Raw genomic sequence first — 24318 nt, forward strand, 5'->3', positions numbered from 1 at the left:
TCAATCTTCCCGGTCCGCGTTGGCGCTTAGGCGGCCCCAGGTGTTGGCCATGAACAGGAGATTGGCGAGTGGTTGTTCAAGTGTTTGGCCGTCCGCTTGAGTGAAGGCTTCTGCCAGTAAGCCGAGGGCCTCGGTGTCGTCACGGCCGCGTTGTAGTGCTTCGATGAAGGGGGCTACGGCCTTTTCGCTGTGTTGTTGCAGCGTTTGGGCTGGCAGGCTTTGGATGGCTTGGTCGAGTGCGATTTGGTCCAGCAGCGGCTGCAGGGTTGGCTCGGCGAATTCAGGCGATTTGGTGGCGGTTGGCGTTAGCTGGATGTCGCCGTCTTGCAGGTTGTAGGTACGTTGCCAATAGGCGTTGGTGAATTTAACGCCGGCGTCGGTCAGGGTTTTGTCGCGCTGGGCCAGGCTGTTGTCGATTTCTTCTTGTTGCCAGAGGGCGTACAGCGGCGCGATGACGTCGGCGCCGAAGTTGAGGTTTACGACTTGGCGTATGCAGGCGTTCAAGGCGGTGGCGACGATGGCGGCGTCACCGTCGCGGATGTCTTTGGTGACTTCGGCGCCCGCGGTGGCGCTGGCGCGGTTGCTGTCTTTTTCGGTGGTCTGGTTTTGGCCGAGCATGGCGACGTTGATTTCGCTGCGGCAGTACTCGAGTAGTTGGCGGTAGACCTCTGCACTGCCGGCCTTGCCGGCGGCTTCGATGATTTGCACGCTGGCATCGTCCGGGATGGCGGCGACTGCGTCTTGAACCATGGCTTCGAGGCTGTCGAGTAGCAAGTTGGTTTCGTCGTCTGTGGCGCCGCGGGGGTGTTTGCCGATGACCCAGGGGCTGCCGTACTTTTCGGTGAACTGGACCCAGAATTTGAGGCCGCCTTTCATGAAGGTGGCCGGCCAGAAGCACATGCTGAGGTCCGGGAAGCCGTAGGGGTTGGCGTAGGTGGCGTCTTGGCGGGCGACGATGAAGCGTTGGGGGTCGCAGAGTTCACCGTCTGGGCCGGCGTCTTTGGCGCGAAAACGCAGTGCGTTGTTTTGGTCGTAGAAGAACCATTCGGACGGTTTGCCGAGCAGGTCTTGCGGCACCAGGTGCGTGCCGATGGGCTGCCATATGAGTTCTAGGGGTTGGTAGCCGAATAAAGGGGCGTCGAGCAGTTCGCGAATGATGCGGTCGAGGTCGAGGTCGGTGAGCCAGTCGCTGATGAAGCGCTCGACGTTAGTGGGCGCATCGCCGGGTTTGATGCCGCGTTCCAGGGACAACACTGAGGCCTTGCGGCGGCGGATGTTTCCGCCGACCAGGGCTGAGCTGCGCAGGTCGCGGTAGACGGCGATGTCTTTGCCTTGGGCTTTGAGGATGGGGTCTGGGTTGGGCAAGTTGGCGCCGCTGAAACCACCTGCTTGGGTGCGGCCACGGGTGGCGATGTGTTGGCTGAGGGCGCGACTGCGTTTGGCTTCGGCAAAGCTTATGAATTCGGTGGGGCTGACCCACACGCCGTTGTTATTCATGCGTACCCCTGGGTGATGCGTTTGCCCTGGCGTGGGCGGCGGGATTTGACGTTGACCGGACCGCTGGCGACTTCGAGTGTGGCGAAGTTGGCCAGGGCACCGGCGCCTGCAAAGTCGCCGTGACGGTAGAGGCCTGGGTCTTTGAGGTCTTGGGTGCGGGCTTTGATGATCATGGGGATGCCGTCTACGGTTTCGATGGCGCGGATGTCTTGGTGCAGGGAGTCGTCTTTGGGCAGCGTGAGGGTGGCGTCTTCGAACAGTTGGACGAATTTGGGCATCCAGGCGCCGTACCAGGCACGGCTGATTTTTACTTGTTGGATGCGGTTGTGACCGAATTCGTCGGCGGTTTCTTCGGCGAGGGTTTCGCCGTTGCCGGTGGCGTCCAGGGCTGCGCCGATAAAGCGTGGCAGACCACGCAGGGTGTGGAAGAGGATCTGCTTTTGTTGTCGGGTGGGTACTTTGTGCATCTCGACTACGAATGGCACGTTACGGTGGCGGGTTTGATCAACGGACATTGGGCAGATGATTGAGAAGTCTCGGTGACGGGCGTAGTCCATGCCGAGGAAGTGACGCAGGTCTGGCGCTACGGCCTGTTTCATGAGGGGCGTTAGGTAGCGGTTGATCCAGTCGTTTACGTAGGCTTCGCGGCGATAGACCGGTTGTTGGGTGAAGCTGTCGTCGAGTGTGAGACGCAGGACGGTGCGACCTGGGCGCATGGCTTCGTCGATCCAGATGCCGGGGATGCAGACGCCGTTGCCGTCGCGGGGGATGGCGTCGAGCTCTTCGCGCATTTGCGCTTTGCGCGGGCCGTAGGCGTTGCGGATTTGTTTGTACCAGGCTTCTTTGCCTTCGGCTGTGGCGACTTTGCCGGCCATGAAGCAGACGCGCTCGTAGAGGCCGTTGGCTACGGCGTCGTCGAAGGTGGCGCGGTAGACGCGGGCGCTGTCGCCGTAGCGCTTGTCGCGGATGTCGCTGACCATTTGGTTGAAGGCGTTGGCCTTGCCGTTGTGGGTGCTGATGATGACGATGCGGCCGCCCCAGATGAGCAGCGCGGTGGCGGCGTCGAGTACGGCGGAGACGTCGCGGTGGAACGCTGCTTCGTCGATGATGACTTTGCCTTGCAGGCCGCGCACGCCGGCCGGGTTGCTGGAGAGCGCGACGATTTTGAAGCCTGAGGCGTAGCGGATGCGGTAGGCGTTGATGTGGCGGGTGTTGCCGGCGTCGTCTTGGTCTTGGAAGAGGAATTCTTCGATTTGGCTGACGCCTGAGGCCTGCGCTTCTGCGATGACGCGGCTGAATTTGGCGCAGTAGCCAATGAATTCGAGGCCCTTTTCTTTGGTGTCGCCGATGTAGAAGCAGTCCATGCCGCCGGCGATTTTTTGTGAGGCGGCGGTGATGACGGAGTCCAGGGCTTCGGCGAAGGTGATGCCGGTGCGGCGGCCTTTTTCGCAGAGCTTGATTTGGGCGTCGATGGCCAGCCAGTGGGACTGGTGGGCCATGAGGATGCCTTCGATGAGGGGGTTGTAGCCCTCGGGAATTTGGCGAACGCTGGGGGGCAGTTCGTCCCATTCGATGACGCGCAGTGTGCTGGCTGAGGGTTTCATGGTTTGACGCCCAGGAACTTTTGGCGCCAGAACAGGGCTTGGTCTTCGGTCATGCCTTGGGCTTTGACGGCGTTGTCGAGTTCGGCGGCTTGTTCTTGGAGCAGGCGTTCGCGGGCGGCTTTTTCGATGGTCTGGCGCTCTTTGACGCTGAGGGTTCGGGCTTCCATGGTGGCTTTGGCGGCGCGGGCCAGGGCTGAGACTTCGGCAATGGTGACTTCGTCTTTTTCGTGGGCGCCCATGGCGGCTTGATAGGTCAGGGTTGAGATGGCTTCGACGAGTAGGACGCCGGTTTTGTCGGAGGCGTCTTCACCGAAGGCACCGACAAAGGCTTCGGCCATTTCGCGTTGTTGGCGGGCTTTGTCGGTGAGTTCGTCGAAGCCGACTTTGAAGCGGCCCAGGGCGCTGCGGCTGGGGGCCTTTTGGTTGGGGAAGCGTGCCTGGAGGTCGGCGAGCATGTCGTCGAGGGTTAGGCGGTCTTCGCGCAGTAGCTTTTGGATGTAGGCCTTGACGGTGGGCGGCAGGCGGTTGATGGAGGATTTGCCGGCCATGGTCAGGCGCCCGGCCGTTTGATGCCGGGTACGCGGGCGCGGCCGGCGGCGATGTCTTGGCCGCGTTCGGTGAGTGTGGCGACGAGTACGGGACCGATGTCGGCCAGGGTTATGGCGCCTTGTTCGGTGAGCCATTGCAGTTCGGTTTTGACTTGGTCGCGGCTGGCGGTGTGGCCGAAGTTGTCTAGGGCTGTGTTGAGTACGGAGCTGTTGGCGCGGTAGCCGGGCATTTCTATGAGTAGCCGCAGGATGACCAGGCGTATGTCTTGGCGAAGGTAGTCGGCGTAGTGGGTCATGTTTTGTCTCGCAGCAGGTAGTCGTTGATGCGGTCGAGCGATCGGGACAAGGGGCTGAGTGCGTCTTTGACGCCGGACAGTTCGGCGCGGATGGCTTTCATGTCGCCGAGCAGGTCGGTGATGGCGGTTGGGTCCGGCAGGTGCCGGACGTGTTCTTCGAGGGCGACGATGCGGGTGCGCAGTTCGAGCAGTTCTTGGGTGCTGGCGGCTTGGCGTTTGGTTAGCCAGGTGTAGATGCCGAGGACTGTGAGGATTAGCCATTCGACGGTCTGGAAGCCGACGTTGAGTTCGTTGAGGTTCATTGGTTGCCCCGCATCGCCCGGTGTTGGATGGTGTTTAGTGCGTTAGCGCAGAGCCTGTTGTGGGGGGCTTTGTTTGATTAGGCGTGCCACGAATAAGAGGACGGCCATTGCGCTGTTGAAGGTGGCGTAGGCCGTAGGCGACAGTTGTGTTTGCCATAGCGGCAAGAGTTCTAGTTGGGCGAATGCGACCAGGACGATGGCTAGGCTTATTTGGACGCTGTAGAGCCTGTAGGCGTGGCGCCAATCTTTGATCAGTTGCATGGTGGCGCCCCTGCAGTTTTGCCGTGAGAGATGCCGCGTTCGATGCCTGCGAGCGCCAGGCCGTCGGCGATGACGGCTTCGCCGTACCAGCGGCCACCGGGTAATGGTCCCGGACCGTTTTCGTGGCGAATGATGACGGTGATGAGGGCGCGCATGACTTCGAAGTCGTAGACGTCGACGCTTTGTACGTCGGGGTCGAGGCCTAGGGCGCGGGCGACGCTGATGACGTAGGCGTCGGTGTTGTTTTCTGTGGGTGGGGCCCAGCGTTCGACGATTTCACGCACGGTGTCGATGGAGCTGCCGTCGGCGGCGTGGCGTTTGTCTTGGTAGGTGATGAGTACGCGGGCCATGGCGCGAATGCCCCAGCGTGGGTTGAGGTATTGGACGTATTGGCTGTCGGTTTGGGCTGGGGCCATGCCTTGCCAGCGGATGGATTTGGCGTGGCGGATGTTGCCGGGGTTGAAGTTGCGGATGCCGCGGGGTTGTTCGGGTCGCATGGGTTGCCTCCAGTCTGGGCGCCGTGGGTTTTGGGGCGCTAGAAATGCCCACGCCGCTATGGTGGGCGGCGTGGGGCTGGAGGGCTTTTAATCGGGTTTAAGGAGTGGTCTGGGGTTGGCTTTTAGGTTTAGGGTTTTGAATGCTGCTCTCGCAGAAATCAAACAACTGAGCCAGTTGGGCTTGGACAAAACCTATTTTCGGTAAATCCTCTTTTGCGAATCCCTCTGCCCGCATCATTTCGTTGTGGCAGATGGCGTTTAAAACGTGCAGTACAGGAGGCTCCTCTGCCTCGATGCTTAACCGTTGTTCCGAGACCTTCAATAGACGCTCTTCGGTTTCGTCACCGAGCATAAATTTTTCTAGATCCACATACTTACGCATGAAATCCGTATGGTCGCGGCCACGTTGCGCACTGCCCACAACCAAATTGATGGATGAGACAACGGTGACAAAGGCGGAAGCTATCAACGCCACATTTTTTGCGTTCTCTTGGAGAACGCCGTAGATCGCGGCGGACCCCAATATCAATGACAGCATATTGGATATTTTATCCAACCTGTCATAGAACGCACGACGACGTTGGTGGTATCGGATTGAGCGACGCACGCTGAATTGCACTGCGTACCAACGATCCGCAAGATCAGCTGTTGTCGCTCCCATCCCGATCCCCTCTGCTAGGCCGTGTTGGTGGAGAAAGAGTGTCTACCACGTCAGGAAACCTTCGCTCTTTGTAGTTTTCGAAATCAGGACGGCCTGGGTTAAGGTCGGTATTATTGTGGAGATCACCGCTGTTTTCTTCTCTGCTGCCACGGTCACGGTGGTCATCTCTATCCCTTCTCAATGTGTTGACTCCTTTTTTGAATTTGTTATGAAAAAGCTCCAGCGTGATGGCGCTTTGATTCACAGAGCACTCTAATGTGCTTTTGGTGCTGTTTGTACAACTTCGTCAAATGTGGCAACGATTTCTGTCGGATCTGCCTGCTGTAGGCATTCGGTTCGGTTGTTTTTGTATTCAGCCCAGTGATTGTTAATTGAGGTTGCAACCTCTGCCGTGACCCCTTGGCGTGCAGCGCTGACTCTGGCCTGCCACCAGCTGTTGGCGAAGAGGCCTGCAGCACCGCATTTGCCTAAAGGTTCGAAAACGGAGTGGCCAAATTGCGCGTGACCGTAGTCGATCAATGATTTGAAGACTTGGCTGTGTGCTACCAGCTGTGGGACTTGGTTGGCTTCAATGATGGTGAGACCTTCGAGCATGGTTTGCTCGATTGTCGCTATGTAGTGTGTCGCACTGAACAATGCGTCGGCACTGGGGTGGGTGTGAACGGCTTCAGGTGGTTCTGCTGCGGGTGTGATGTCTGTTGCTGGTTCTGTGGGTACCAACATGGCAAGCCTTAACCAGTGCGTCAGTAGTAGGAATGCGACAGCCAAGAAGGCCAGCAACGCGATCTTGCTGACGATGTGTCGTTGTCCCCAAGGTACTCTTCGGCTCATGCCCACTTCCTTTTAGTTTTCAGTCATCCATGACTATTTCGATCTGACGGTTACATGTTTGTCGATCAGTGTTTTACGTGCTGGGCAGGAAATCTCTGACGAAGTAGCTCAGCAGTGCCACGCCTAAGAAGGCTGCGATCTTCAATAGCTGGGCGGTGCCTTTTTCTGTGCGAGCTGGCTGTTTTGGCTGTGCAGCGATGTGGTGATGGTTGCGGGGGTTGTGGTCGCAATGCGTGCATTGCTGGGTGTAGCTGCCGAGGTTGATGTGGCCTCGATTGCCTTTGATTTTTACGGTGAGGGGGTGATCTTTTCCTTCCTTGGGGAGGTTTGCTATTTCCTCAGAAAGCCTGGCGGATAGGTTTTTAACCAGAACTTCATCCTCGCTTCGCATAGAGCTCCTTTGCTATTTCAGCGATTGACTACCAACTTCAATATTCGCTCAACGCGCGGTTCGTCGAATCCTTGTTCTTCACCTAACGCGTTGTAGACATCTGCGGCCACGGTGGCCAATTTTTGGGGTGGCCAGCGCCTGCCGGCTTGTTTGGCGGCGGTTTCTAGCATTTCGATGATGCGGCCCAGTTTGTTGCTGTCGATGGGCGCCCATGCGTTTGCCCGCGCTTGGGTGAGCTGTTGACCTGTTAGGACGAAGTGGACGTCTACGCCTGCCGTGGAGATGGCGGTCAGGTAGTTGGCGTCAGGCACGCGGTCCCCTGCCTCGTAGAGCATTTGTGTTTTTTTGGTCACTGCGCCCAATGCAGCGAATTCGGTTTGGGTGAGGCCAAGCCGTGTTCGTTCTGCGCGCAGTCGCTCACAAAAGGAAACCATTCGGTTGTCAAAAATCCTTTGAAAAGGAACCGATCGGTTCCATTATGCATTCACACCGTTCAACCACCAACGGCAACTTAATCGGCACCCTTTGGGGCGCCACGAGCACCGGAGTATTTCCCATGGCGCTACGTACAGCAGACCAGGCCAAAGCAGTGCTGAAGGCCAAAGGTATTTCGATTACCCAATGGGCAATCGCTAATCAGTTTTCGCCCAACCTGGTGTTTGAGGTGTTGGGTGGGCGTAAGAAATGTGTGCGGGGTCAGGCCCACGAAATCGCGGTCAAGCTGGGGATTAAGGCCGGGGAGATTTGTACTGACCCGGCTAAGGCCCTTGAGAGCATCCGTTTTGTGGCGTGAGGCTGACGATGAAAAATCATATCGGTTATTTGGAATTTACCGCTTTAAAGCGCTTGTTGAATGCGTGTGCGGGGCAAAAAAAGAAATTTCCTACAAAAAACACACGATTTCACACCGTTTTCGTGGGCGGCGCTGACTTTCGGGCCGTCAATTTACCTGAATTTGTTGGGCTGGAGGCAGGGTTATGAGCCGCGCTGTGTCTGCCGCTGCGCGGGTGTTGCGTGTGTTGAAGGCGTTGAAGGGACACACGGTGACGGGGTTGAGTAATACGGAGTTGGCTCAGCTGACTGATGACAGTCCCAGCAATATTACGCGGGTGATGCAGACGCTGATTGAGGAGGGTCTGGCGTTGAAGCTGGATAACGGGCGCTTTGCTCACTCGGTGGCGATGTTGCAGATCGCTCAGGCGCATGCCGAGCACATGGCCCGCGTGACGGGGCGTATGCAGGAAATTAATCAGCGTATTGCCGCTGGATCAAGGATTTGAGGGAGATGGATATGGCACGTACTAAGAGCCAACCCGTGGAGCCGCTGGATTTACCGGTTTTGAATGAGGTGATGTTGACGGCTGATCAAAATGCGATGGCGGCGATGCAGGCTTCGCACGCTGAAGATCGCGACACGGTTAATCAGTTGTTGGGACAGGCGCAAATGGCCGGCGCGTTTGAGGAGTTTTCCCGCACGGTGCGGACTTCGAAGTTGGCGTATGTGAAGGAGAACAAGCTGTACCGGGCGATTGCGGGGCGTAGGAGCCCGCACGGTGCGGAAGTTTTGAGCGGTACGTGGGAGGAGTTTTGTGTGTTGTTGGGCCGCTCGGTGGACCAGGTTGACCGGGATATTGCGAATTTGCGGACCTTCGGTGAGGAGGCGTTGGATTCGATGTCGCGGATGGGGATTGGTTACCGGGAGTTGCGTCAGTACCGACGTTTGCCGCAGGACCAGCAAGCTGAGTTGATTGAGGTGGCTAAGGCTGGCGATAAGGACGCGTTTGTGGACCTTGCTGAGGAGATTATTGCCAAGCATGCCAAGGAGAAGGAGGTGTTTGTGCGGCGCCTTGATGAGAGTAACGCCGATTACAACGCGCAAAGTGAGGTGATGGCGAAGAAGTCGAGCGAGTTGGATAAGGCACGGCATGAGCTGGATAGGTCTCGTAAACGTATTAAGGCGATGCCAGCGGATGAGGCCGCGAAGGATTTGCGGGGGGAGTTGGCGGCGATTGCGTATGAGGCTGAGGCCAGTGTGTTGGGCCCCTTACGTGAGGGGTTTGCCAAGCTTGAGGAGTTGGCTGTTGAGGGTGAGGAGCACCGTTCTTTTCAGGCGGGGCTGATTCGGCAGTTGGAGGTGACGTTGGGAGCGGTCCGCAGTGAGTTCAATCTGCCTGAGCATGTGGACGGTAGCCCTACTTGGCTGACGGCTGCTGAGGTTTGATTGATGAACCCGGTGCAGATTCAGCTGTTGACGCAGATTGCTCGGCGCGCTGAAGAGGCAGCGCATGGTGAACGTACGGCTGTTTATGCGGCGGGAGCGGCGGAGTTAGGGGTGTCTGTGCAGACGCTTCTGCGCCAGCTGAAGGCGGTGCGTGTGGCGAAGCCGCGTAAGCGTCGCAGTGACGCGGGGTGCAGTGCTTTGCCGATTGAGGAGGCACGGTTGATTTCGGCGGTGTTGTTGGAGTCGATCCGTGGCAATAACAAGCAGCTTTCGACGATCGAGCGTGCGGTGGAGCGTTTACGCAGTAATCACTTGATTGTGGCGGGTCGTGTCGATGAGGACACGGGGGCGTTTCGCCCGCTGACTCATGGTGCGATTAGCCGGGCATTGCGTGGCTATAAGTTGCATCCCGAGCAGTTGTTACATGACGCGCCAGCGGTGTCGTTGGCGAGTAAGCATCCCAATCATGTGTGGCAGGTTGATGCGTCGATTTCGACTCAGTTTTATCTGGCCGATAACGGCGCTCAGGTGATGGATAAGGCTGAGTTTTACGACGGTAAACCCGGCAATTTGAAGAGGATTGAACGCCAGCGGTTATGGCGTTACGTAATCACGGACCATGCGAGCGGTTCGTTGTATGTGGAGTATGTGCTGGGGGCAGAGTCGGCTGAGCATTTGTGCGGTGTGTTGATTAATGCGATGCAGAAGCGTGGGGAATCTGACCCTTTTCACGGGGTGCCTTGGGTGCTGATGACGGACCCTGGTGCGGCGATGACGAGTGGCTTGTTTCGTAATCTGTGCCGGGTGTTGTCGATTGATTTGATTATTAATCAGGCCGGCAATGCCCGGGCGAAGGGTCAGGTTGAGCAGGCACACAATATTGTTGAACGTGAGTTTGAAAGCGCTTTGAAGTTTCAGGCGGCGGAGTGTCTGGAGCAGATCAACGAATGGGCCGGCAAGTGGATGCGTTTTTTTAATGCGACGTCTATTCATTCGCGCACTCGGCGTACGCGGTATGGGGTTTGGCAGTTGATTAAGCCGGAGGAGTTGCGCTTGGCCCCTAGTGTGGAGGTTTGCCGCGAGTTGGCGGTGAATACGCCAGAGCCTCGCAAGGTGAGCAATCTGTTGCGGGTTTCTTTCCGGGGGGCTCAGTTTGATGTGAGTTCGGTGCCGGGGGTGATGGTCGGAGAAAAGCTGCTGATTACTCGCAATTGCTGGCGGGATAAGGATTCTGCGATTGCGGTGTTGGTGGGTGATGACGGGCGTGAGCATTATCACGTGATTGAGCGTATCGGGATGGATGCGTTTGGGTTTGCCGAGACGTCCGCGACTATCGGTGAGCAGTATAAGCGCCATGCTGATACGCCGGCCCAGGTGTCGCGCAAGGTGTTGGAGCAGCTTGCGACGGGTACGACTAATGAAGCCGATGCGCGAGCTGCTCGTAAGGCGAAGGCCGCGCCGTTCGGTGGGCTGATTGATCCGCATAAGCCTGTGAATGACACGGTGCTGCCGACGTATTTGCCGCGGCGCGGAAGAACTTTGAACGTTAATACGCCAACTGTGGAGTTTGCGCCTTTGAGTCTTGTGGAGGCGGCGAAGCAGTTGCGGCCGCGGCTGGGTGATTTTTGGTCGGGGGAGACGTTTGGTTGGTTGCAGAGGCGGTATCCGCAGGGTGTTCCACAGGACGAGCTTGATGCCATTGAGGCTGAGTTGAAACGACCGGTTGAGGTCACGAGTAAGCCGCTGGTGTTGGCGGCGGTTGGAGGTGGGTGATGTTGAAGTTGAAGCACATTTTGCAGGAGGTGGGCCAGGCTCAAGCTGCTTTGGCTGCGTCGCTGAGTTTGAGTGGTGCGACGGTGGCGCAGTTGGTGAATCACGGTCTCTGGCCGCGCAGTTTGGACGGTGATGAGTTGCGGGGGCGCATTCGGTCTTTTTTGACTGAGTCGGGTGCGAACGATGCCGATGTTGCAAACGCTTTTGATGATGTGGACCCGCCGTGCGCTAACACGGCAGGTCCGGCCCTTAAGAAAGAGCCGTCCGGGGAGGACGAACCTATGTTACTGCCTAAACAAGCGTTACAGATAACAACTCGCAAAGCTTTTGGTTTGTTCCGTGATCCTTTTGATGAGTTGTCGAGTTCGCAGGATATGTGGGTGAGCCCGGATATTCGTTATGTGCGTGAGCTGATGTATCAGACGGCGAGGAATGGCGGGTTTCTGGCGGTTGAGGGGGAATCGGGGGCCGGCAAAAGTACGCTTCGTAGGGATTTGGTGAACCGTATTGCTGACAGCAATGAACCGGTGATTTTCATGGAGCCTTATGTTTTGGCGTCTGAGGACAATGACCTTCGGGGCAAGTCGTTGAAGAGCACGCATATTGCTGAGGCGATGATGGCGGCGGTTGCGCCACTGACTAAGCCGAAGAATAGTCCTGAGGCGCGGTTCGCGCAGTTGCATAAGGCGTTGAAGGAGTCGCATGCCGCTGGGTATCGCCATTGTCTGGTGATTGAGGAGGCTCACTGTTTGCCGGTGGCAACGCTTAAGCACTTGAAGCGTATCCAAGAGCTGGAAGTTGGGTTCACTAAGCTGGTGAGCATCATCATGATTGGCCAGCCGGAGTTGGGGGTGAAGCTGAGTGAGCGTAACGGGGATGTGCGGGAGGTGGTGCAGCGCTGTGAACGGGTGACGCTTTCTCCGGTTGAGGATTCGCGCTTGATGGAGTTTTTGAAGTTTCGTTTCGACCGGGTGGGCAAGGCCCTGGATGAGGTCATTGATGAGGGGGGCATTCAGGCGATTGCTACGCGGTTGTCGCAGGCTCAGCAGCGTGGTGGTCGGGAGGTTAGGATTTCGCAGCTTTATCCATTGGCGATAGGCAATCTGGTGGTTGCGGCGATGAATCTGGCTACTGAGTTGGGTGTGCCGGTGGTGACTGCTGATGTGGTGAAGGGGGTTTGATATGGGGGCTTTGTATCTGGAAGGTGCGTTGGGCGCTGAGCCGGTGAATCTGTTTGCTGAGGAGTTTTTGGCGAAGCTTTCGACCTTCAATGAGTTGTCGCGCAAGGTGCGTGACGCGGGAATCGAGATTAAGCAGCTGGAGTTGCTGGAAAACAGGATTTTTATTGAGCAAGACAGTGTTGAGCGGTTTTTACAGCGATTTGAGTATCAGTTGCAGAAGATCCGCTATCTGCCTGCCGGGCCTTTTACCTGCAATGCCGTGACGGTTCGAGGCGTTGAGGTGGCTTGGTTCACGTTGGTGAAGGAGCAGGATAAATGAGCCCGTGGCGCCTGATGTATGAGTGACTTCCGTAGTAAGGGGCCGGAGCTGCTGATTGACCTCAGGGAGCATGTTTCGGCCGCGCTCATTGAGTTGGTGTCGATGGATGACGGTACTGCCCGTCATGTGGCCAAGGAGGTCGCCGATCGTATGGCGGCCCATTGGGGTGGTCAGAATGTCTATTTTCCTATGGGCTTGGCGGTTAAGTTGAGTCGTCGGGATCGGCAGATTTTTGATGAGTTCAACGGTACGAATCAGAGCGACCTGGCGCGTAAGTATGCGGTGTCGTTGCAGTGGATTTATAAGATCGTTAAGGCGGTGCGCAAGGATGAGATTGCGCGTCGTCAGGTTGATATGTTTGCCCCGTCAGATGACGATTGACGGGGTTTTATTTGTTGCTTGTGGTGCAAGGGTATTGCGTGAGGTATCCCAATATGTGCCAGTCTGGCCCGGAATAGCCCGGGTTTATCTCGCTTATTGATTGGGGTTTACCTCGCGGCTAAACACGCTCCGCTCGACAGCTCCTACAGGGATTGACATGTAGGAGCTGTCGAGCGGAGCGAGGCTGTTATCCCAGGGTTATGGCATTTCCGGCAATTCCTGAGGACGCAGGTCGAACACCAACACTTCGGCATCGACGCCATTGCTCAAGCTCAACAATTGTTCATCCCGAACCCGTACGCCATCGCCTTCCTGCAATACCATGCCGTTGAGTTCGACACTGCCACGAGCCACATGCACATAGGCGTACCGATTGGCGGCCAGTTCCAGGGTGGCGGATTCCTTGCCGTCGATCAGCCCGGCATACACCCGTGCATCCTGGCGCACCTGCAGCGAACCGTTTTTCCCCTCGGGGGAGATGATCAGTTGCAGGCGGCCGCGTTTTTTCTGCGTGCTGAAGTGCTCTTGCTGATAGCGCGGTTTGGCGCCGCTGACGTCCGGCACGATCCAGATTTGCAGGAAGTGCACGCCACGGGTGGCCGAGTGGTTGTACTCGCTGTGCGCCACGCCGCTGCCGGCGCTCATCAATTGCACGTCACCGGGGCGGATCACCGAACCGGTACCCAGGGTGTCCTTGTGTTCAAGGGCACCTTCGAGCACATAGGAGAAGATCTCCATGTCGCGATGCGGGTGCTGGCCGAAGCCTTTGCCGGCGGCGACGCGGTCATCGTTGATCACCAGCAGGTCGGAAAAACCCTGCTCTTTCGGGTTGCGGTAGTTGGCGAAGGAAAAGGTGTGGAACGACTTCAACCAACCGTGATTGGCCGCGCCGCGATCGGAAGCTTTGCGAAGGGTCAGCATGATGAAATCTCCTGTTGGGACGTTGATTCGTCCGAGTGAGGAGAAGGTTAATGTTTATCGGTTTGTGCAATAAGTAGATGAAAATTGAAATACTGTCTCGTTCAGGTTGACAATAATGGGTAGGCTGTTCCTGTTCCATTGGCCATAATGCATATCACTGCCTTAATGCCGAGCACATAACGTGCAGGAGCCAGCAAGCCGGTTCCTGCAGGGTGGGTGTTCAGCCAGTAATCCTTTTTTGACTTCAGTGATGTAACCCATGAAAACCGTAGCAATGGTGCTGTTTCCCGACTTTCTCCTGCTCGACATGGCCGGGCCCATGGAGGTGTTTTCCATCGCCAATCGCTACCTGGAGCCGGCACAGCGTTATGAGCTGATGACCATTGGCACCGCACACGGGGCATTGCGTGCGTCCAACGGCGTCAACGTTCACCCCGACATGCACATTGATCAGGCGGATCAGGCCTACGATCTCTTGCTGGTGCCTGGCGGTCCCGGTGCCTACAACGAAAAGCACCCGCCGTTACTCCACTGGTTGCAAAACGCCGTCAGCCGCGCAGGCTGCTATGGCTCGATTTGCACCGGCGCCTTCGTGCTCGGGCACGCCGGCTTGCTCGACGGTTACCGCGTCACCACCCATTGGCATTACACAGAACGGCTGATCAAGGGCTTCCCGAAGGCGACAGTGGAGACCGACCGGATTTACGTGCAGGACCGCAACCTCATCACCTCCGGCGGCGTTACGGCCGGCATCGACCTCGCGTTGTCAGTTGTCGCCGAAGACCACGGCAAGAAAGTCGCCCAGGACGTGGCCAAGGTGTTGCTGGTGGTGATGAAGCGCCAGGGCGGCCAGGCGCAATTCAGTCCGTTGATGGCCACCATCGCGCCCCATGAAACGCCAGTGACCCGCGTGCAGAATTATGTGCTTGAGCATCTGGATGAGGCATTCAGCATTGAACGCATGGCGGGCCTGGCCACCATGAGTCCCCGTCATTTCGCCAGGGTGTTCGCCCGGGAAGTGAACATGACCCCGATGGAATTCCTGCAAAGCGCGCGCATCGACTGCGCGAGGAATCTCCTGGAAACCACTGACTTGCCGCTCAAGACCGTGGCGTTCAAAAGTGGCTTCGGCAGTGTTCGGCACATGCGGTTCCTGTTCAGTGAAAAACTTGGATTGACGCCGACCCTGTACCGGGAACAGTCGAGCTAGAGCCTTCTTGTCCGTCTTGCGCACTGTGATGGCCGTGATGCTCCCATCTTCGCAGTTGTACCTTCACCGATGCCTGCCAAGATACTGCTGAACTCTTTGCAATGGAGGTGCGTGAGCCTGGCGCGCGATGAATGTGCAGTCCTTTTAGCCGCCCCGGGTTTGCGCACGTGAACGTGCATGAACAGCATGACAAATTTGAACAGCGATGCAGTGCTGCAATTCGGCCCCTACGCACTCCACCTGCGGCAACGGTTGATCCTGGACGGTGCCCGGCCGCTGCGCATGGGCGGGCGGGCCCTGGATATCCTGCAGGTGCTGGTCCAGCGTGCAGGCACTGTCGTCAGCAAGGACGAATTGATCGCGCTCGTCTGGCCGACTTCGGTGGTCGAGGACATCAACCTGCGTGTGCACATCGCAGCGCTGCGTCGCGCCTTGGGCGACGGGCAGAACGGGCAGCGCTATATCGTCAACATTCCCCAACGGGGCTACAGCTTCATTGCGGCGGTGCAACGTGTGCCGGCGTGTTCTCTGGTGTCGATCGAGACGGCTCAAAAACTTCAACACAACCTGCACGCGCGGCTCACACCGGTCACCGGTCGCGATTCGATCGTCGGCAGCCTGGTCCGGCAATTGCCGGTTCGACGCTTCATGACCCTGGTGGGGCCCGCTGGCATCGGCAAGACCACCGTGGCGTTGCGTGTGGCCGAACTGCTTTTGCAGCACTATCAGGACGGCGTCTGGCTAGTCGATTTCGCGGCAATCGATGATCCGGCGCAGGTGGTCGATCAGCTGACCCGGGCGCTTGAACTGGAGGTCGGGACGACACTCGATACGTTACAGCAGCGCCATGCTTTGCTGGTGCTGGACAATTGCGAGCACCTGCTCGAACGCTGCCGCACGCTGGTCGAGGACCTGCTGAAGTCCGCACCGCGTCTGTCGATCCTGGTTACCAGTCGAGAGCCGCTCAACGCGCAGGGAGAATCGGTCCAGCGTTTGCCGCCACTGGCGGTGCCGCCAGCGTCGGCATTGCACAGTGTGGCGGAGGCCATGGGCTATTCGGCGGTGCAACTGTTCGTCAGTCGCGCCCGTGCCCGTCAGCAAGGGTTTGCCCTGCGCGAACAGGACCTCAAGGCTGTGCGCGAAATCTGTCGCCGCCTCGACGGAATACCGTTGGCCATCGAGTTGGCGGCCGCACAAATCGACGCGTTGGCGCTGGTGGGCGTGCAAGCCCAACTCGACAACTGTTTTCAGCTTCTGAGCCACGGCCGGCGCACCGCCGTGCCCCGCCATCAAACCCTTAAAGCCGCGCTGGACTGGAGCTATGAACACCTGAGTCCGCTGGAGCAAACCGTGTTGAAGCGTCTGGCGGTGTTCAAAATGGCCTTTACACTGGACGCGGCGATTGGCGTGCTCGGTTGCACGGCGCTGCTGCCCGGACGTGTGATTGAGGTGGTGGAAAGCCTGGCGCTGAAATCGCTGCTGTCGCTGGAGCAGGGCGGTGGATTGAGCCGATACCGCTTTCTCAACACCACGCGCGCCTACGCCCTCGAAAAACTTGAACACAGCGGTGAGCTGCGGACCTTGGAAATGCGTTACGCCCGCTACATCAGCCGGACGCGCTGGACATCAAGCGGGCAGGTGGCGTTGCAACTCATCGAGTAACCGGCGCACCTTGGTCAGGTCTGGCGTGGCAAAACCCTCAGTGAACCGGTTATAGACCGGCAACAGCAACGTATGGGCTTGCCGGTGCCGGCCCTGTCGCTGCCAAAGCTGTGCCAGTGAAGTGGCGCTACGCAATTCCCAGGCAAGGGCACCCTGGTGTTTTGCCACGTTCAAGGCCCGAATCAACACGGCTTCGGCTGCTTCGGTTTTCAACGGGCAACCTTGCGCCAGCAGTGCATCAGCCCTGGCGCGGAGGATTTCCGCCGTGCTCCAGCCGGCCATGCCGGTGTCCGCCCGTTGCAAGGAGGCGTCATCGACGAAGCCGGTGTCCAGCGTGACCATGATGTCCTTGATCAGCCCCACGCCCGGCAGGAGGGACGAGCGCACCTCGGCGTGGTCGATCACCTGGGCGTAGTGCAGGGCCCAGGTGTAGAACAGCAGTACCGAGTGTTTTTGCGCTTGTTCCAGCAGCAGACGCAAGAGTTCGCGAGCGGTGCGGGTGTCGCCGTTGTAGTGAGCGATCAGGCAACTGGCCAGCGCCAGGGTGTAGCAGATGGAGGTGCCGTGGTTGATCTGCAAGGCAATGTCCAGTGCCTGTCGGGCCGTGCGCCAGGCTTGTTCCGGTTGACCCTGCAACCAGAGAATGCGCGCCAGAATCGTCAGTGAGGCGACGCTCTGGTCGTATTGCACACCAAAACCGTGGGTGAAGCGGTTGAGATGCCCGCTCTGGGTCATGCGTTGGAGAACCTGTTCGGCATTCAACCGCGCCTGTGGCTGGTCCCCGGCAAAATGCAGGGCCAATACCCGCAAGCGGTGGGTGCTGAGGGACAACACCGGATCGCCGTGCACGCCCAACCGATCAAATTGCCGGCTCTGCTCGAGGGCCATTTGATAGTGGGCGCAACTGAGGTTGACCGCCATGTGGCCGGACACGGCTCGCAGTTGACCGGCCAGGTCGTCGCACTGTCTCGCCAGAGTCCTGGCGCTGACGAAAGCCTCGACGGTCTCCGCCGTGCCGCCCTGGGTGTGATAACACGAGCTGCCGAGGGCCAGCTTGAGGGCCATTTTCAGCCGAGGGCAAGGCTCGGGCGCGGCGTCCAGCAAGGCCAGCGCCTTGCGCACGTACACGCCGTGCTCCCTGAGCAGCGACAATTCCTGCCACAGCGGAGCTGACGTCGCAGCGAGGCGGATCGCCAAGGCTTGCGGCCCTTGCGCGTTCAATCCCCAGTCGAGGGCGGCACGGATGTCTTCCAGGCTGCGGGCATATCGCTCGATCCACGTGCACGTCTGGATCGCCTCCCATTCGTGCTGGGCCTGATGCATCAAGGCCAGGCAGCGTTCGGCGTGACGTTTTCGGGTGTCGGGCAGGTCGGTGGCCTGGTCGAGTTTTTCCAGCGCATAACTGCGGGTCGTGTCGAGCAGACGGTAAAACACCTCTTCATCACCGACCTCAACGTTCAACAGCGATTTGGCCACCAGTTGGGTGATCGATCCAAACACCTCACGGGGTTCGATGTGTTCGCCGACGATCACTGCCGCAGCGGACTCCAGTGTGAAACCGCCCCTGAACACACCCAGTCGGCGCAGGCAGACTTGCTCACAGGGGCTGAGCAGTTCGAAGCTCCAGTCCAGCGTGGCGCGCAGGGTTTGATGCCGGCCCAAGGTGGTCTGACAGCCTTGGGTGAGCAGGCGAAAGCTGCCCTGCAGTTGCGTCAGCAATCCGCTCAATCCGAGGCTGTTGACTTGCGCGGCCGCCAGTTCGATCGCCAGTGGAATGCCGTCCAGGCGCCGGCAGATTTCAATCGCCAGCGGCAGTTCGTCATCGGTCAGTTCGAAACTGTCGTGGCTGGCCATCGCCCGTTCGACAAACAGTTGCAAGGCCGAAAACGTCAGGGCCTGGGCGCGGTCGAGCACGGCGATGGGCGGGGGGCAGTCCAGTGACCCAAGGCGCTGGACGAATTCACCTTCGGCCCGCAGGCTCTCGCGGCTCGTGGCCAGAATATGCACCTCGGGCGCGGCGCGCAGTAGGCTTTCACTCAGCAAGGCGACCGCGTCGATCAGGTGTTCGCAGTTATCGATCACCAACAACATTTGCCGATCGCGCAGGAATGCCGCGAGGCCGCTCATCGGTTCGGCGCCGTGCAAGGGCAGTTCGAGCAAGGTCGCCAGATGCGCGGTGATCATCGCCGGGTCGTTGATCGGTGCCAGGTCCAGCAGGCGAATGCCGTCCCGATAACGCCCGATCAGTTGCTCGGCGACGCGCAGGGCCACGGTGGTCTTGCCGATCCCGCCGGGACCGACCAGGGTGATGAATCGCTGGCGTGACAACTGCACCACCAGACTGTCGACGAGGGACTGACGCCCGATCATGCGGGTTCGACGCACCGGCAGGTTGTGGACGCTCGGCGCCGGTGCCTGACTCGCCGCGGGTTGCTCGATGTATCCCAGCGAATACGGCGCGACAAAGCTGTAGCCACGCTGGGCCACGGTGACGATGTACCGCTGGCCGGCCTGACCATCGCCCAGCGCCTTGCGCAATGCCGCCATGTGCACCCGAAGGTTGATGTCTTCGACAACGCTTTTGGGCCAGACCCTGGCGATCAGTTCCTGTTTGCTGACCACATTCCCGGCGTGCTCCAGAAGGATCAGCAGAATGTCCATGGCACGCCGGCCCAGACGCACGGGATGCTCGGCTTCCATCACCAGGCGTTGGCCGGGATAGATCCGGTAGGGGCCGAAATGGATGGCCTGTACGGGTGAAAGGGACAACGGGGCACTCCTGCTTGCAACCGTCTGGTATGCGGTTCTCGAACATATTCGTCAGGTTTGTCGATCTGTGCAATGCACGGTGCAATGGTTTTCGGAGGGCATCTGGCCCGGCCGTTTGCCGTCTTTGTTCGTGAGTTCCGTATTTATTGGGCGCGGTACTCGCAAAGGTGATGTCGGGGCTTTTGGCGCGCCAGGGAAAATTAACAACGTTTAACTCGTGCTGCGTCTGGTCTACGCCCAAAACTCTGCTTCTTCAACATCCACCGGTCAGCTGCAGTGAAAACCTGTGGGAGCGGCGTTGGCTGGCTGGTACTGAGCCTTGTTGCAAAGGGAATGATTCGTCATGAGGACGCCGGAATGAGCAACGTGGTGGTGGTCTATCACAGCGGCTACGGGCACACCCGGGTCATGGCCGAGGCCGTGGCCCAAGGTGTGGAACGGCACCTGGGCAGCACGTGCCTGCTGATTCCGGTCGAGGACGTGCACCAGCATTGGGACCGTTTGCACAACGCCGACGCGATCATCTTTGGCGCGCCGACCTACATGGGCAGCGCCTCGGCGCGCTTCAAGGGGTTCATGGAAGCCACGGCGGCGTTCTACCTGGCTCAACCCTGGCGCGACAAACTGGCTGCCGGTTTCACCAATTCCGGCTGCCTGTGCGGCGACAAACTCAATACCTTGCTGCAGATGGCGGTTTTCGCCGCCCAGCATTCGATGATCTGGGTCGGTCTCGACCTGCTGCCCGCGCGCTCCGGCGTCGGCGTGTTCGACGGGCAACTCAACCGCCTCGGCAGCTCGCTGGGCGCCATGGCGCAATCGAATGTCGAACAGTCCCCCGAATTCGCACCGCCCGCCGAAGACCGTTGCACTGCCGCGCACCTGGGCGAGCGCGTGGCGCGGCTGGCCGATCGCATGAGCCACTCACCGGTTTGATTCACCCCGACACTCACTAAGGAGACATCGCATGAGTACGTTCACGACCCGAGACGGAACCGAGATCTACTACAAGGACTGGGGCACCGGTCAGCCCATCGTCTTCAGCCACGGCTGGCCACTGAACGCCGACAGCTGGGAATCGCAGATGATCTTCCTCGCCTCCCAAGGCTACCGGGTGATCGCCCACGACCGCCGTGGTCACGGCCGTTCCAGTCAGCCGTGGACCGGCAACGACATGGACACCTACGCCGATGACCTGGCGCAACTGATCGAGTTGCTGGACCTGAAAGACGCCGTGCTGTTCGGCTTCTCCACCGGCGGCGGCGAAGTGGCGCGTTACATTGGTCGCCATGGTACTGGCCGGGTGGCCAAGGCCGGGCTGATTTCCTCGGTGCCGCCACTGATGCTCAAGACCGAAGCCAACACCGGCGGTTTGCCGATTGAAGTGTTTGACGGCATTCGTCAGGCCTCCCTGGCCGATCGTTCGCAACTCTACATCGACCTCGCCAGCGGTCCGTTCTTCGGCTTCAACAAGCCGGACGCCAAACCCTCGCAAGGCATGATCGACTGGTTCTGGATGCAAGGCATGACCTCCGGCCACAAGAACGCTTATGACTGCATCAAGGCGTTCTCCGAAACCGACTTCACCGAAGACCTGAAGAAGTTCGACGTGCCGACCCTGGTGGTGCATGGCGATGCGGACCAGGTGGTGCCGATTGAAGCTGCGGGGATCGCTTCGGCGAAACTGGTGAAAGGTTCTACGCTCAAGGTCTACCCGGGCGCGCCCCATGGCTTGACTGACACTCACAAGGATCAGCTCAACGCCGATCTGCTGGCGTTCCTCAAGGGTTGATGCATACCGGCGCGGGCCTAGATCCGCGCCGTTTTTGCTCCTGATGAGCTGAATTCTTCGAGTACATGACCATGAAAAAGCTGACCAACGCCACCGGCGCGCCGGTGGTCGACAACCTCAATATCCAGACTGCCGGCCCTCGTGGGCCGGCACTTTTACAAGACATCTGGTTGCTGGAAAAACTCGCCCACTTCGACCGCGAACTGATCCCCGAGCGACGCATGCACGCCAAGGGGGCGGGCGCCTACGGCACGTTCACCGTCACCCATGACATCAGCCGCTACACCAAGGCCAGTATTTTCAGCGCCGTGGGCAAGGAAACGCCGCTGTTCGTGCGCTTCTCCTCGGTAGCCGGCGAGCGTGGCGCGGCGGATGCCGAGCGCGACATCCGTGGTTTCGCGGTGAAGTTCTATACCGACGAAGGCAACTGGGACATTGTCGGCAACAACACGCCGGTATTTTTCTTCCGCGACCCGCTGCGTTTCTCCGACCTCAACCACGTGGTCAAGCGCGACCCGCGCACCGGCCTGCGTAACGCCACCAGCAACTGGGATTTCTGGACCCTGCTGCCCGAGGCGCTGCACCAGGTGACCATCGTGATGAGCGATCGCGGGATTCCTACCAGCTTCCGTCACATGCACGGCTTCGGCAGTCACACCTTCAGCCTGATCGACCGCGACAACAAACGCGTTTGGGTGAAGTTTCATTTTGTCTGCCAGCAGGGTATCGAAAACCTCTCGGACGCCGAGGCAGAAGCCGTGGTCGGCAAGGATCGCGAAAGCAATCTGCGGGACTTGTACGAAGTCATCGAGCAGGGCAACTTTCCGCGCTGGAAACTGTGCATTCAGGTGATGGAAGAACAGCAGGCGATCAACTACCGGCACAACCCGTTCGACCTGACCAAGGTCTGGCCGCACGGCGAGTTTCCGCTGATTGAAGTGGGCATCATGGAGCTCAATCGCAACGCCGAAAACCACTTCGCCGAGATCGAGCAAGCGGCGTTCTCGCCCGCCAACGTGGTGCCGGGCGTGAGCTTCTCGCCGGACCGCATGCTCCAGGCGCGGCTGTTTTCCTACGGCGATGCCCAGCGTTATCGTCTGGGCGTGAACTTCAACCACATTCCGGTTAACGCCCCGCGTTGCCCGGCCCACAGTTACCATCGCGACGGCGCCATGCGCACGGACGGCAACCTGGGTGGCACCGCCAGCTATTTCCCGAACAGCGTCGGCGAGTGGCAGGATTCGCCGGAACTGGCCGAGCCACCGCTGCCCCTGGAAGGTTTTGCGCAACACTATGATCATCGGCTGGAGGAGGATCATTACGAGCAGCCGGGCAATCTGTTTCGTTTGCTGGACCCGGTGCGTAAACAGTTGCTGTTCGACAACACCGCGCGGGCCATGAACGGCGTGCCGCAGGCGATTCGTCAGCGCCATATCGACAATTGCACCAAGGCTGATCCGGCGTACGGGTTTGGCGTGGCCGAGGCGTTGGAACGGTTGGTGCCGTTGGTTTAATAAAGCAGGATCGCAGGCTTTAGCAGCGGCTACAGGGTTATGCACATACCTGCAGCCGCTGGCGAAGTCTGCGATCTTTTGCTGTCGAGCCCGCGCACAGCGCGGCAACGCCACGCAAACGGATTGATACCTTCGCTGCGGGTGAAGATGTGGCAGAAGTGTGCCTGGTCACAGAAGCCGCATTCGAGGCTGATCTGGGTCAGGCTGAGGTCGGTGCTCTGAATCAGTTGCTTGGCGCGGGCAATGCGCTGCTGGCGAATCCAGTCCTGGGGCGAGAGGCCGGTGCTGCACTTGAACGCGCGGGAGAAATGGCTGCGCGAGAGCGCGCAGGCGCGGGCCAGTTCGGTCACTTCTATGGTTTCCCCCAGACGTTCAAGGATCAGTTGCTTGGCCAGGCTTTCGCGCCACGGGGTCAGGCCGCCCGTGTTCTTCCTTGGCGTTTCAGTGACGGTCGCGCGAGCGACGTTTTGCTGAGAATGAGCCATGACAAATGTCCGTGTCGGTTGAGCGTCATTCTTGGGCGCGAGCGCTCTGGCAGGCGAGTTAAACGTTGTTAATTTCGTCTGTGCGCCGTTAAGGACAACCGTGCCAACTCAGCACATTGCTGCAATTTTCAGGACTCGGGGACCGTGCATGATTGATGTCATGTGGCGGACCCGGGCAGGGCCGCTTTTGCGATTCGATCAAGGGTGAAGGCATGAAACATTCTCTGATTTGCGCGTTGGGCCTCGCGATGGCGCTGGCGTCCGGCGTTTCCTCGGCTCAGGCACCGGCGCAGGTGGGTTCGCAAGTGCCCGGCTACTTCCGATTGGCCGTAGGCGATTTTGAGGTGACCGCACTGTTTGATGGTTACAACGACCTGTCGCCCAAGCTGCTCAAGGGCTTGACCCAAAGCCAGATTCGCGCGCTGCTGGCTCGTCGCTCGATTGAAACGCCGGGCGTGCAGACCGCGTTCAACGCCTTTCTGATCAACACCGGCAAGCAATTGATCCTGGTGGATACCGGCGCCGGTCAATGCATCGGTGCGACGGCGGGCATGCTCTCGGACAACATGAAAGCCGCCGGCTATGAGCCTTCGCAGGTCGACACGATCCTGTTGACTCACCTGCACCTGGACCATGTCTGCGGACTGGTCGACGGCCAGCAGAAGCCGGTGTTTGCCAACGCCACGGTCTACGCCGCGAAGGCAGAAGCCGATTACTGGCTCGATCCCCAGGCCCTCGCCAAGGCCCCCGAGGGTGCCAAACCGTATTTCAAAATCGCCCAGGATTCCACGGCACCGTACGTCGCGGCAGGTCGCTTTAAAACGTTCGATGCCGGTCAGTCGCCTGTGCCGGGCGTCGAAGCCACGCTGGAAGCCGGACACACACCGGGCAGTACCACGTACCGTTTTACTTCCCAGGGGCAGAGCATCCTGTTTATGGGCGATCTGGTGCATAACCTTGCGGTGCAGTTCTCGCACCCGGAAGTCTCGATCGGATTTGACGTCAACAGTCAGCAGGCGATCAAAAGCCGCGCCAAAGTTTTCAGCGATGCCGCTGCGAGCAAGACCTGGGTGACGGCGGCGCACTTGCCGTTCCCGGGTATCGGTCACATCGCGGCAGAGGGCAAGCACTTCCAGTGGGTGCCGGTCGAATACGGCCCCTACAAACGAGCGGCGAAAGTCCCGCTGATCGAGTAAAGTCCGATG

General features: G+C 59.1%; 28 protein-coding genes. 14 read left to right on the forward strand and 14 right to left on the reverse strand.

The genetic code is table 11. The features are described from left to right. The 11 genes from ACM1ZW_RS20850 to ACM1ZW_RS20900 form a co-directional block, all read right to left on the reverse strand. Window positions 1–1497 (reverse strand): DUF935 domain-containing protein, encoded by a 1497-nt coding sequence (locus tag ACM1ZW_RS20850; protein WP_416739242.1) that lies wholly within the window; start codon window positions 1495–1497, stop codon window positions 1–3. Beyond that, window positions 1494–3101, reverse strand: a complete 1608-nt coding sequence (locus ACM1ZW_RS20855) for a hypothetical protein (RefSeq protein ID WP_416739243.1) — start codon at window positions 3099–3101, stop codon at window positions 1494–1496. Before ACM1ZW_RS20855 ends, ACM1ZW_RS20850 begins: the two co-directional genes overlap by 4 nt. Then, entirely contained in the window at window positions 3098–3649 is a 552-nt protein-coding gene (locus ACM1ZW_RS20860) for a phage protein Gp27 family protein (RefSeq protein ID WP_416739244.1), read from the reverse strand. Before ACM1ZW_RS20860 ends, ACM1ZW_RS20855 begins: the two co-directional genes overlap by 4 nt. 2 nt (window positions 3650–3651) lie before the next feature. Then, the gene (locus ACM1ZW_RS20865; protein ID WP_416739245.1) at window positions 3652–3945 is read right to left on the reverse strand and encodes an ArsR family transcriptional regulator; all 294 of its coding nucleotides are present in this window, start codon (window positions 3943–3945) and stop codon (window positions 3652–3654) included. Next, entirely contained in the window at window positions 3942–4247 is a 306-nt protein-coding gene (locus tag ACM1ZW_RS20870) for a DUF2730 domain-containing protein (protein WP_416739246.1), read from the reverse strand. The genes ACM1ZW_RS20865 and ACM1ZW_RS20870 overlap by 4 nt, the downstream gene beginning before the upstream one ends. 42 nt (window positions 4248–4289) lie before the next feature. Further along, window positions 4290–4508 carry a hypothetical protein gene (locus ACM1ZW_RS20875; protein ID WP_416739247.1) on the reverse strand — a complete coding sequence of 73 codons (219 nt, stop codon included), beginning with the start codon at window positions 4506–4508 and terminating at the stop codon, window positions 4290–4292. Next, the gene (locus ACM1ZW_RS20880; RefSeq protein WP_416739248.1) at window positions 4499–5005 is read right to left on the reverse strand and encodes a structural protein; all 507 of its coding nucleotides are present in this window, start codon (window positions 5003–5005) and stop codon (window positions 4499–4501) included. Before ACM1ZW_RS20880 ends, ACM1ZW_RS20875 begins: the two co-directional genes overlap by 10 nt. Window positions 5006–5102: 97 nt before the next feature. Then, window positions 5103–5666: a hypothetical protein gene (locus ACM1ZW_RS20885; RefSeq protein WP_416739249.1), complete on the reverse strand. Its 564-nt coding sequence runs from the start codon at window positions 5664–5666 to the stop codon at window positions 5103–5105. 252 nt (window positions 5667–5918) lie between these two features. Further along, window positions 5919–6497 (reverse strand): hypothetical protein, encoded by a 579-nt coding sequence (locus ACM1ZW_RS20890; RefSeq protein ID WP_416739250.1) that lies wholly within the window; start codon window positions 6495–6497, stop codon window positions 5919–5921. Window positions 6498–6570: 73 nt separating this feature from the next. Continuing rightward, on the reverse strand, window positions 6571–6888 hold the full coding sequence (locus ACM1ZW_RS20895; protein ID WP_416739251.1) for a hypothetical protein: 318 nt from the start codon (window positions 6886–6888) through the stop codon (window positions 6571–6573). Between the two features lie 17 nt (window positions 6889–6905). Further along, window positions 6906–7199: a hypothetical protein gene (locus ACM1ZW_RS20900; protein ID WP_416739252.1), complete on the reverse strand. Its 294-nt coding sequence runs from the start codon at window positions 7197–7199 to the stop codon at window positions 6906–6908. A gap of 83 nt (window positions 7200–7282) precedes the next feature. Here ACM1ZW_RS20900 and ACM1ZW_RS20905 point away from each other — a divergent pair, with 83 nt between their 5' ends. The 8 genes from ACM1ZW_RS20905 to ACM1ZW_RS20940 are packed head-to-tail and all read left to right on the forward strand — an operon-like array spanning window position 7283 to window position 12763. Continuing rightward, a complete protein-coding gene (locus ACM1ZW_RS20905; protein ID WP_416739253.1) occupies window positions 7283–7681 on the forward strand; it encodes a DNA-binding protein in 399 nt (132 codons plus the stop codon). Between the two features lie 8 nt (window positions 7682–7689). After that, window positions 7690–7869, forward strand: coding sequence for a hypothetical protein (locus ACM1ZW_RS20910; protein ID WP_416739254.1), 180 nt, complete (start codon window positions 7690–7692; stop codon window positions 7867–7869). Next, window positions 7866–8168 (forward strand): helix-turn-helix domain-containing protein, encoded by a 303-nt coding sequence (locus tag ACM1ZW_RS20915; RefSeq protein ID WP_416739255.1) that lies wholly within the window; start codon window positions 7866–7868, stop codon window positions 8166–8168. Before ACM1ZW_RS20910 ends, ACM1ZW_RS20915 begins: the two co-directional genes overlap by 4 nt. An 11-nt stretch (window positions 8169–8179) precedes the next feature. Next, on the forward strand, window positions 8180–9109 hold the full coding sequence (locus tag ACM1ZW_RS20920; protein ID WP_416739256.1) for a hypothetical protein: 930 nt from the start codon (window positions 8180–8182) through the stop codon (window positions 9107–9109). Between the two features lie 3 nt (window positions 9110–9112). Next, on the forward strand, window positions 9113–10882 hold the full coding sequence (locus ACM1ZW_RS20925; protein WP_416739257.1) for an integrase: 1770 nt from the start codon (window positions 9113–9115) through the stop codon (window positions 10880–10882). Next, the gene (locus ACM1ZW_RS20930; protein WP_416739258.1) at window positions 10882–12063 is read left to right on the forward strand and encodes an ExeA family protein; all 1182 of its coding nucleotides are present in this window, start codon (window positions 10882–10884) and stop codon (window positions 12061–12063) included. Before ACM1ZW_RS20925 ends, ACM1ZW_RS20930 begins: the two co-directional genes overlap by 1 nt. 1 nt (window position 12064) lies before the next feature. Then, window positions 12065–12382, forward strand: a complete 318-nt coding sequence (locus ACM1ZW_RS20935; RefSeq protein ID WP_416739259.1) for a hypothetical protein — start codon at window positions 12065–12067, stop codon at window positions 12380–12382. 18 nt (window positions 12383–12400) lie between these two features. Then, window positions 12401–12763: a Mor transcription activator family protein gene (locus tag ACM1ZW_RS20940; protein WP_416739260.1), complete on the forward strand. Its 363-nt coding sequence runs from the start codon at window positions 12401–12403 to the stop codon at window positions 12761–12763. Between the two features lie 198 nt (window positions 12764–12961). Here the strand turns inward: ACM1ZW_RS20940 and ACM1ZW_RS20945 are convergent, their stop codons facing one another. Beyond that, the gene (locus tag ACM1ZW_RS20945) at window positions 12962–13684 is read right to left on the reverse strand and encodes a pirin family protein (protein WP_017337922.1); all 723 of its coding nucleotides are present in this window, start codon (window positions 13682–13684) and stop codon (window positions 12962–12964) included. Window positions 13685–13943: 259 nt separating this feature from the next. On the opposite strand from ACM1ZW_RS20945, the gene ACM1ZW_RS20950 reads away from it, so the two are divergent. Together ACM1ZW_RS20950 and ACM1ZW_RS20955 are read left to right on the forward strand one after the other, a co-directional pair. After that, window positions 13944–14894: a GlxA family transcriptional regulator gene (locus ACM1ZW_RS20950; RefSeq protein ID WP_414878852.1), complete on the forward strand. Its 951-nt coding sequence runs from the start codon at window positions 13944–13946 to the stop codon at window positions 14892–14894. A 177-nt stretch (window positions 14895–15071) separates the two neighbouring features. Beyond that, the gene (locus ACM1ZW_RS20955; RefSeq protein ID WP_416739261.1) at window positions 15072–16556 is read left to right on the forward strand and encodes an ATP-binding protein; all 1485 of its coding nucleotides are present in this window, start codon (window positions 15072–15074) and stop codon (window positions 16554–16556) included. On the opposite strand, the gene ACM1ZW_RS20960 is transcribed toward ACM1ZW_RS20955, so the two are convergent. After that, the gene (locus ACM1ZW_RS20960; protein WP_414878854.1) at window positions 16521–19325 is read right to left on the reverse strand and encodes an ATP-binding protein; all 2805 of its coding nucleotides are present in this window, start codon (window positions 19323–19325) and stop codon (window positions 16521–16523) included. The two genes, ACM1ZW_RS20955 and ACM1ZW_RS20960, sit on opposite strands and share 36 nt — an antisense overlap. Window positions 19326–19682: 357 nt before the next feature. Between ACM1ZW_RS20960 and ACM1ZW_RS20965 the strand changes: the two genes are divergently transcribed. The 3 genes from ACM1ZW_RS20965 (at window position 19683) to ACM1ZW_RS20975 (ending at window position 22628) form a co-directional block, all read left to right on the forward strand. Beyond that, window positions 19683–20258, forward strand: a complete 576-nt coding sequence (locus tag ACM1ZW_RS20965) for a flavodoxin family protein (RefSeq protein ID WP_017337926.1) — start codon at window positions 19683–19685, stop codon at window positions 20256–20258. A 31-nt stretch (window positions 20259–20289) separates the two neighbouring features. Then, window positions 20290–21114, forward strand: a complete 825-nt coding sequence (locus ACM1ZW_RS20970) for an alpha/beta fold hydrolase (RefSeq protein WP_414884522.1) — start codon at window positions 20290–20292, stop codon at window positions 21112–21114. Between the two features lie 71 nt (window positions 21115–21185). Further along, complete coding sequence (locus ACM1ZW_RS20975; protein WP_144425245.1) at window positions 21186–22628, forward strand: catalase; 1443 nt, start codon at window positions 21186–21188, stop codon at window positions 22626–22628. Window positions 22629–22657: 29 nt separating this feature from the next. Here the strand turns inward: ACM1ZW_RS20975 and ACM1ZW_RS20980 are convergent, their stop codons facing one another. After that, on the reverse strand, window positions 22658–23113 hold the full coding sequence (locus ACM1ZW_RS20980) for a helix-turn-helix domain-containing protein (RefSeq protein WP_017337929.1): 456 nt from the start codon (window positions 23111–23113) through the stop codon (window positions 22658–22660). A 212-nt stretch (window positions 23114–23325) separates the two neighbouring features. On the opposite strand from ACM1ZW_RS20980, the gene ACM1ZW_RS20985 reads away from it, so the two are divergent. Further along, entirely contained in the window at window positions 23326–24309 is a 984-nt protein-coding gene (locus ACM1ZW_RS20985) for an MBL fold metallo-hydrolase (RefSeq protein WP_017337930.1), read from the forward strand. Window positions 24310–24318: the final 9 nt, after the last annotated feature.

Origin of the sequence: Pseudomonas sp. NFX71, from assembly GCF_048079215.1 — a bacterium.
Lineage (GTDB): Bacteria > Pseudomonadota > Gammaproteobacteria > Pseudomonadales > Pseudomonadaceae > Aquipseudomonas > Aquipseudomonas fluorescens_B.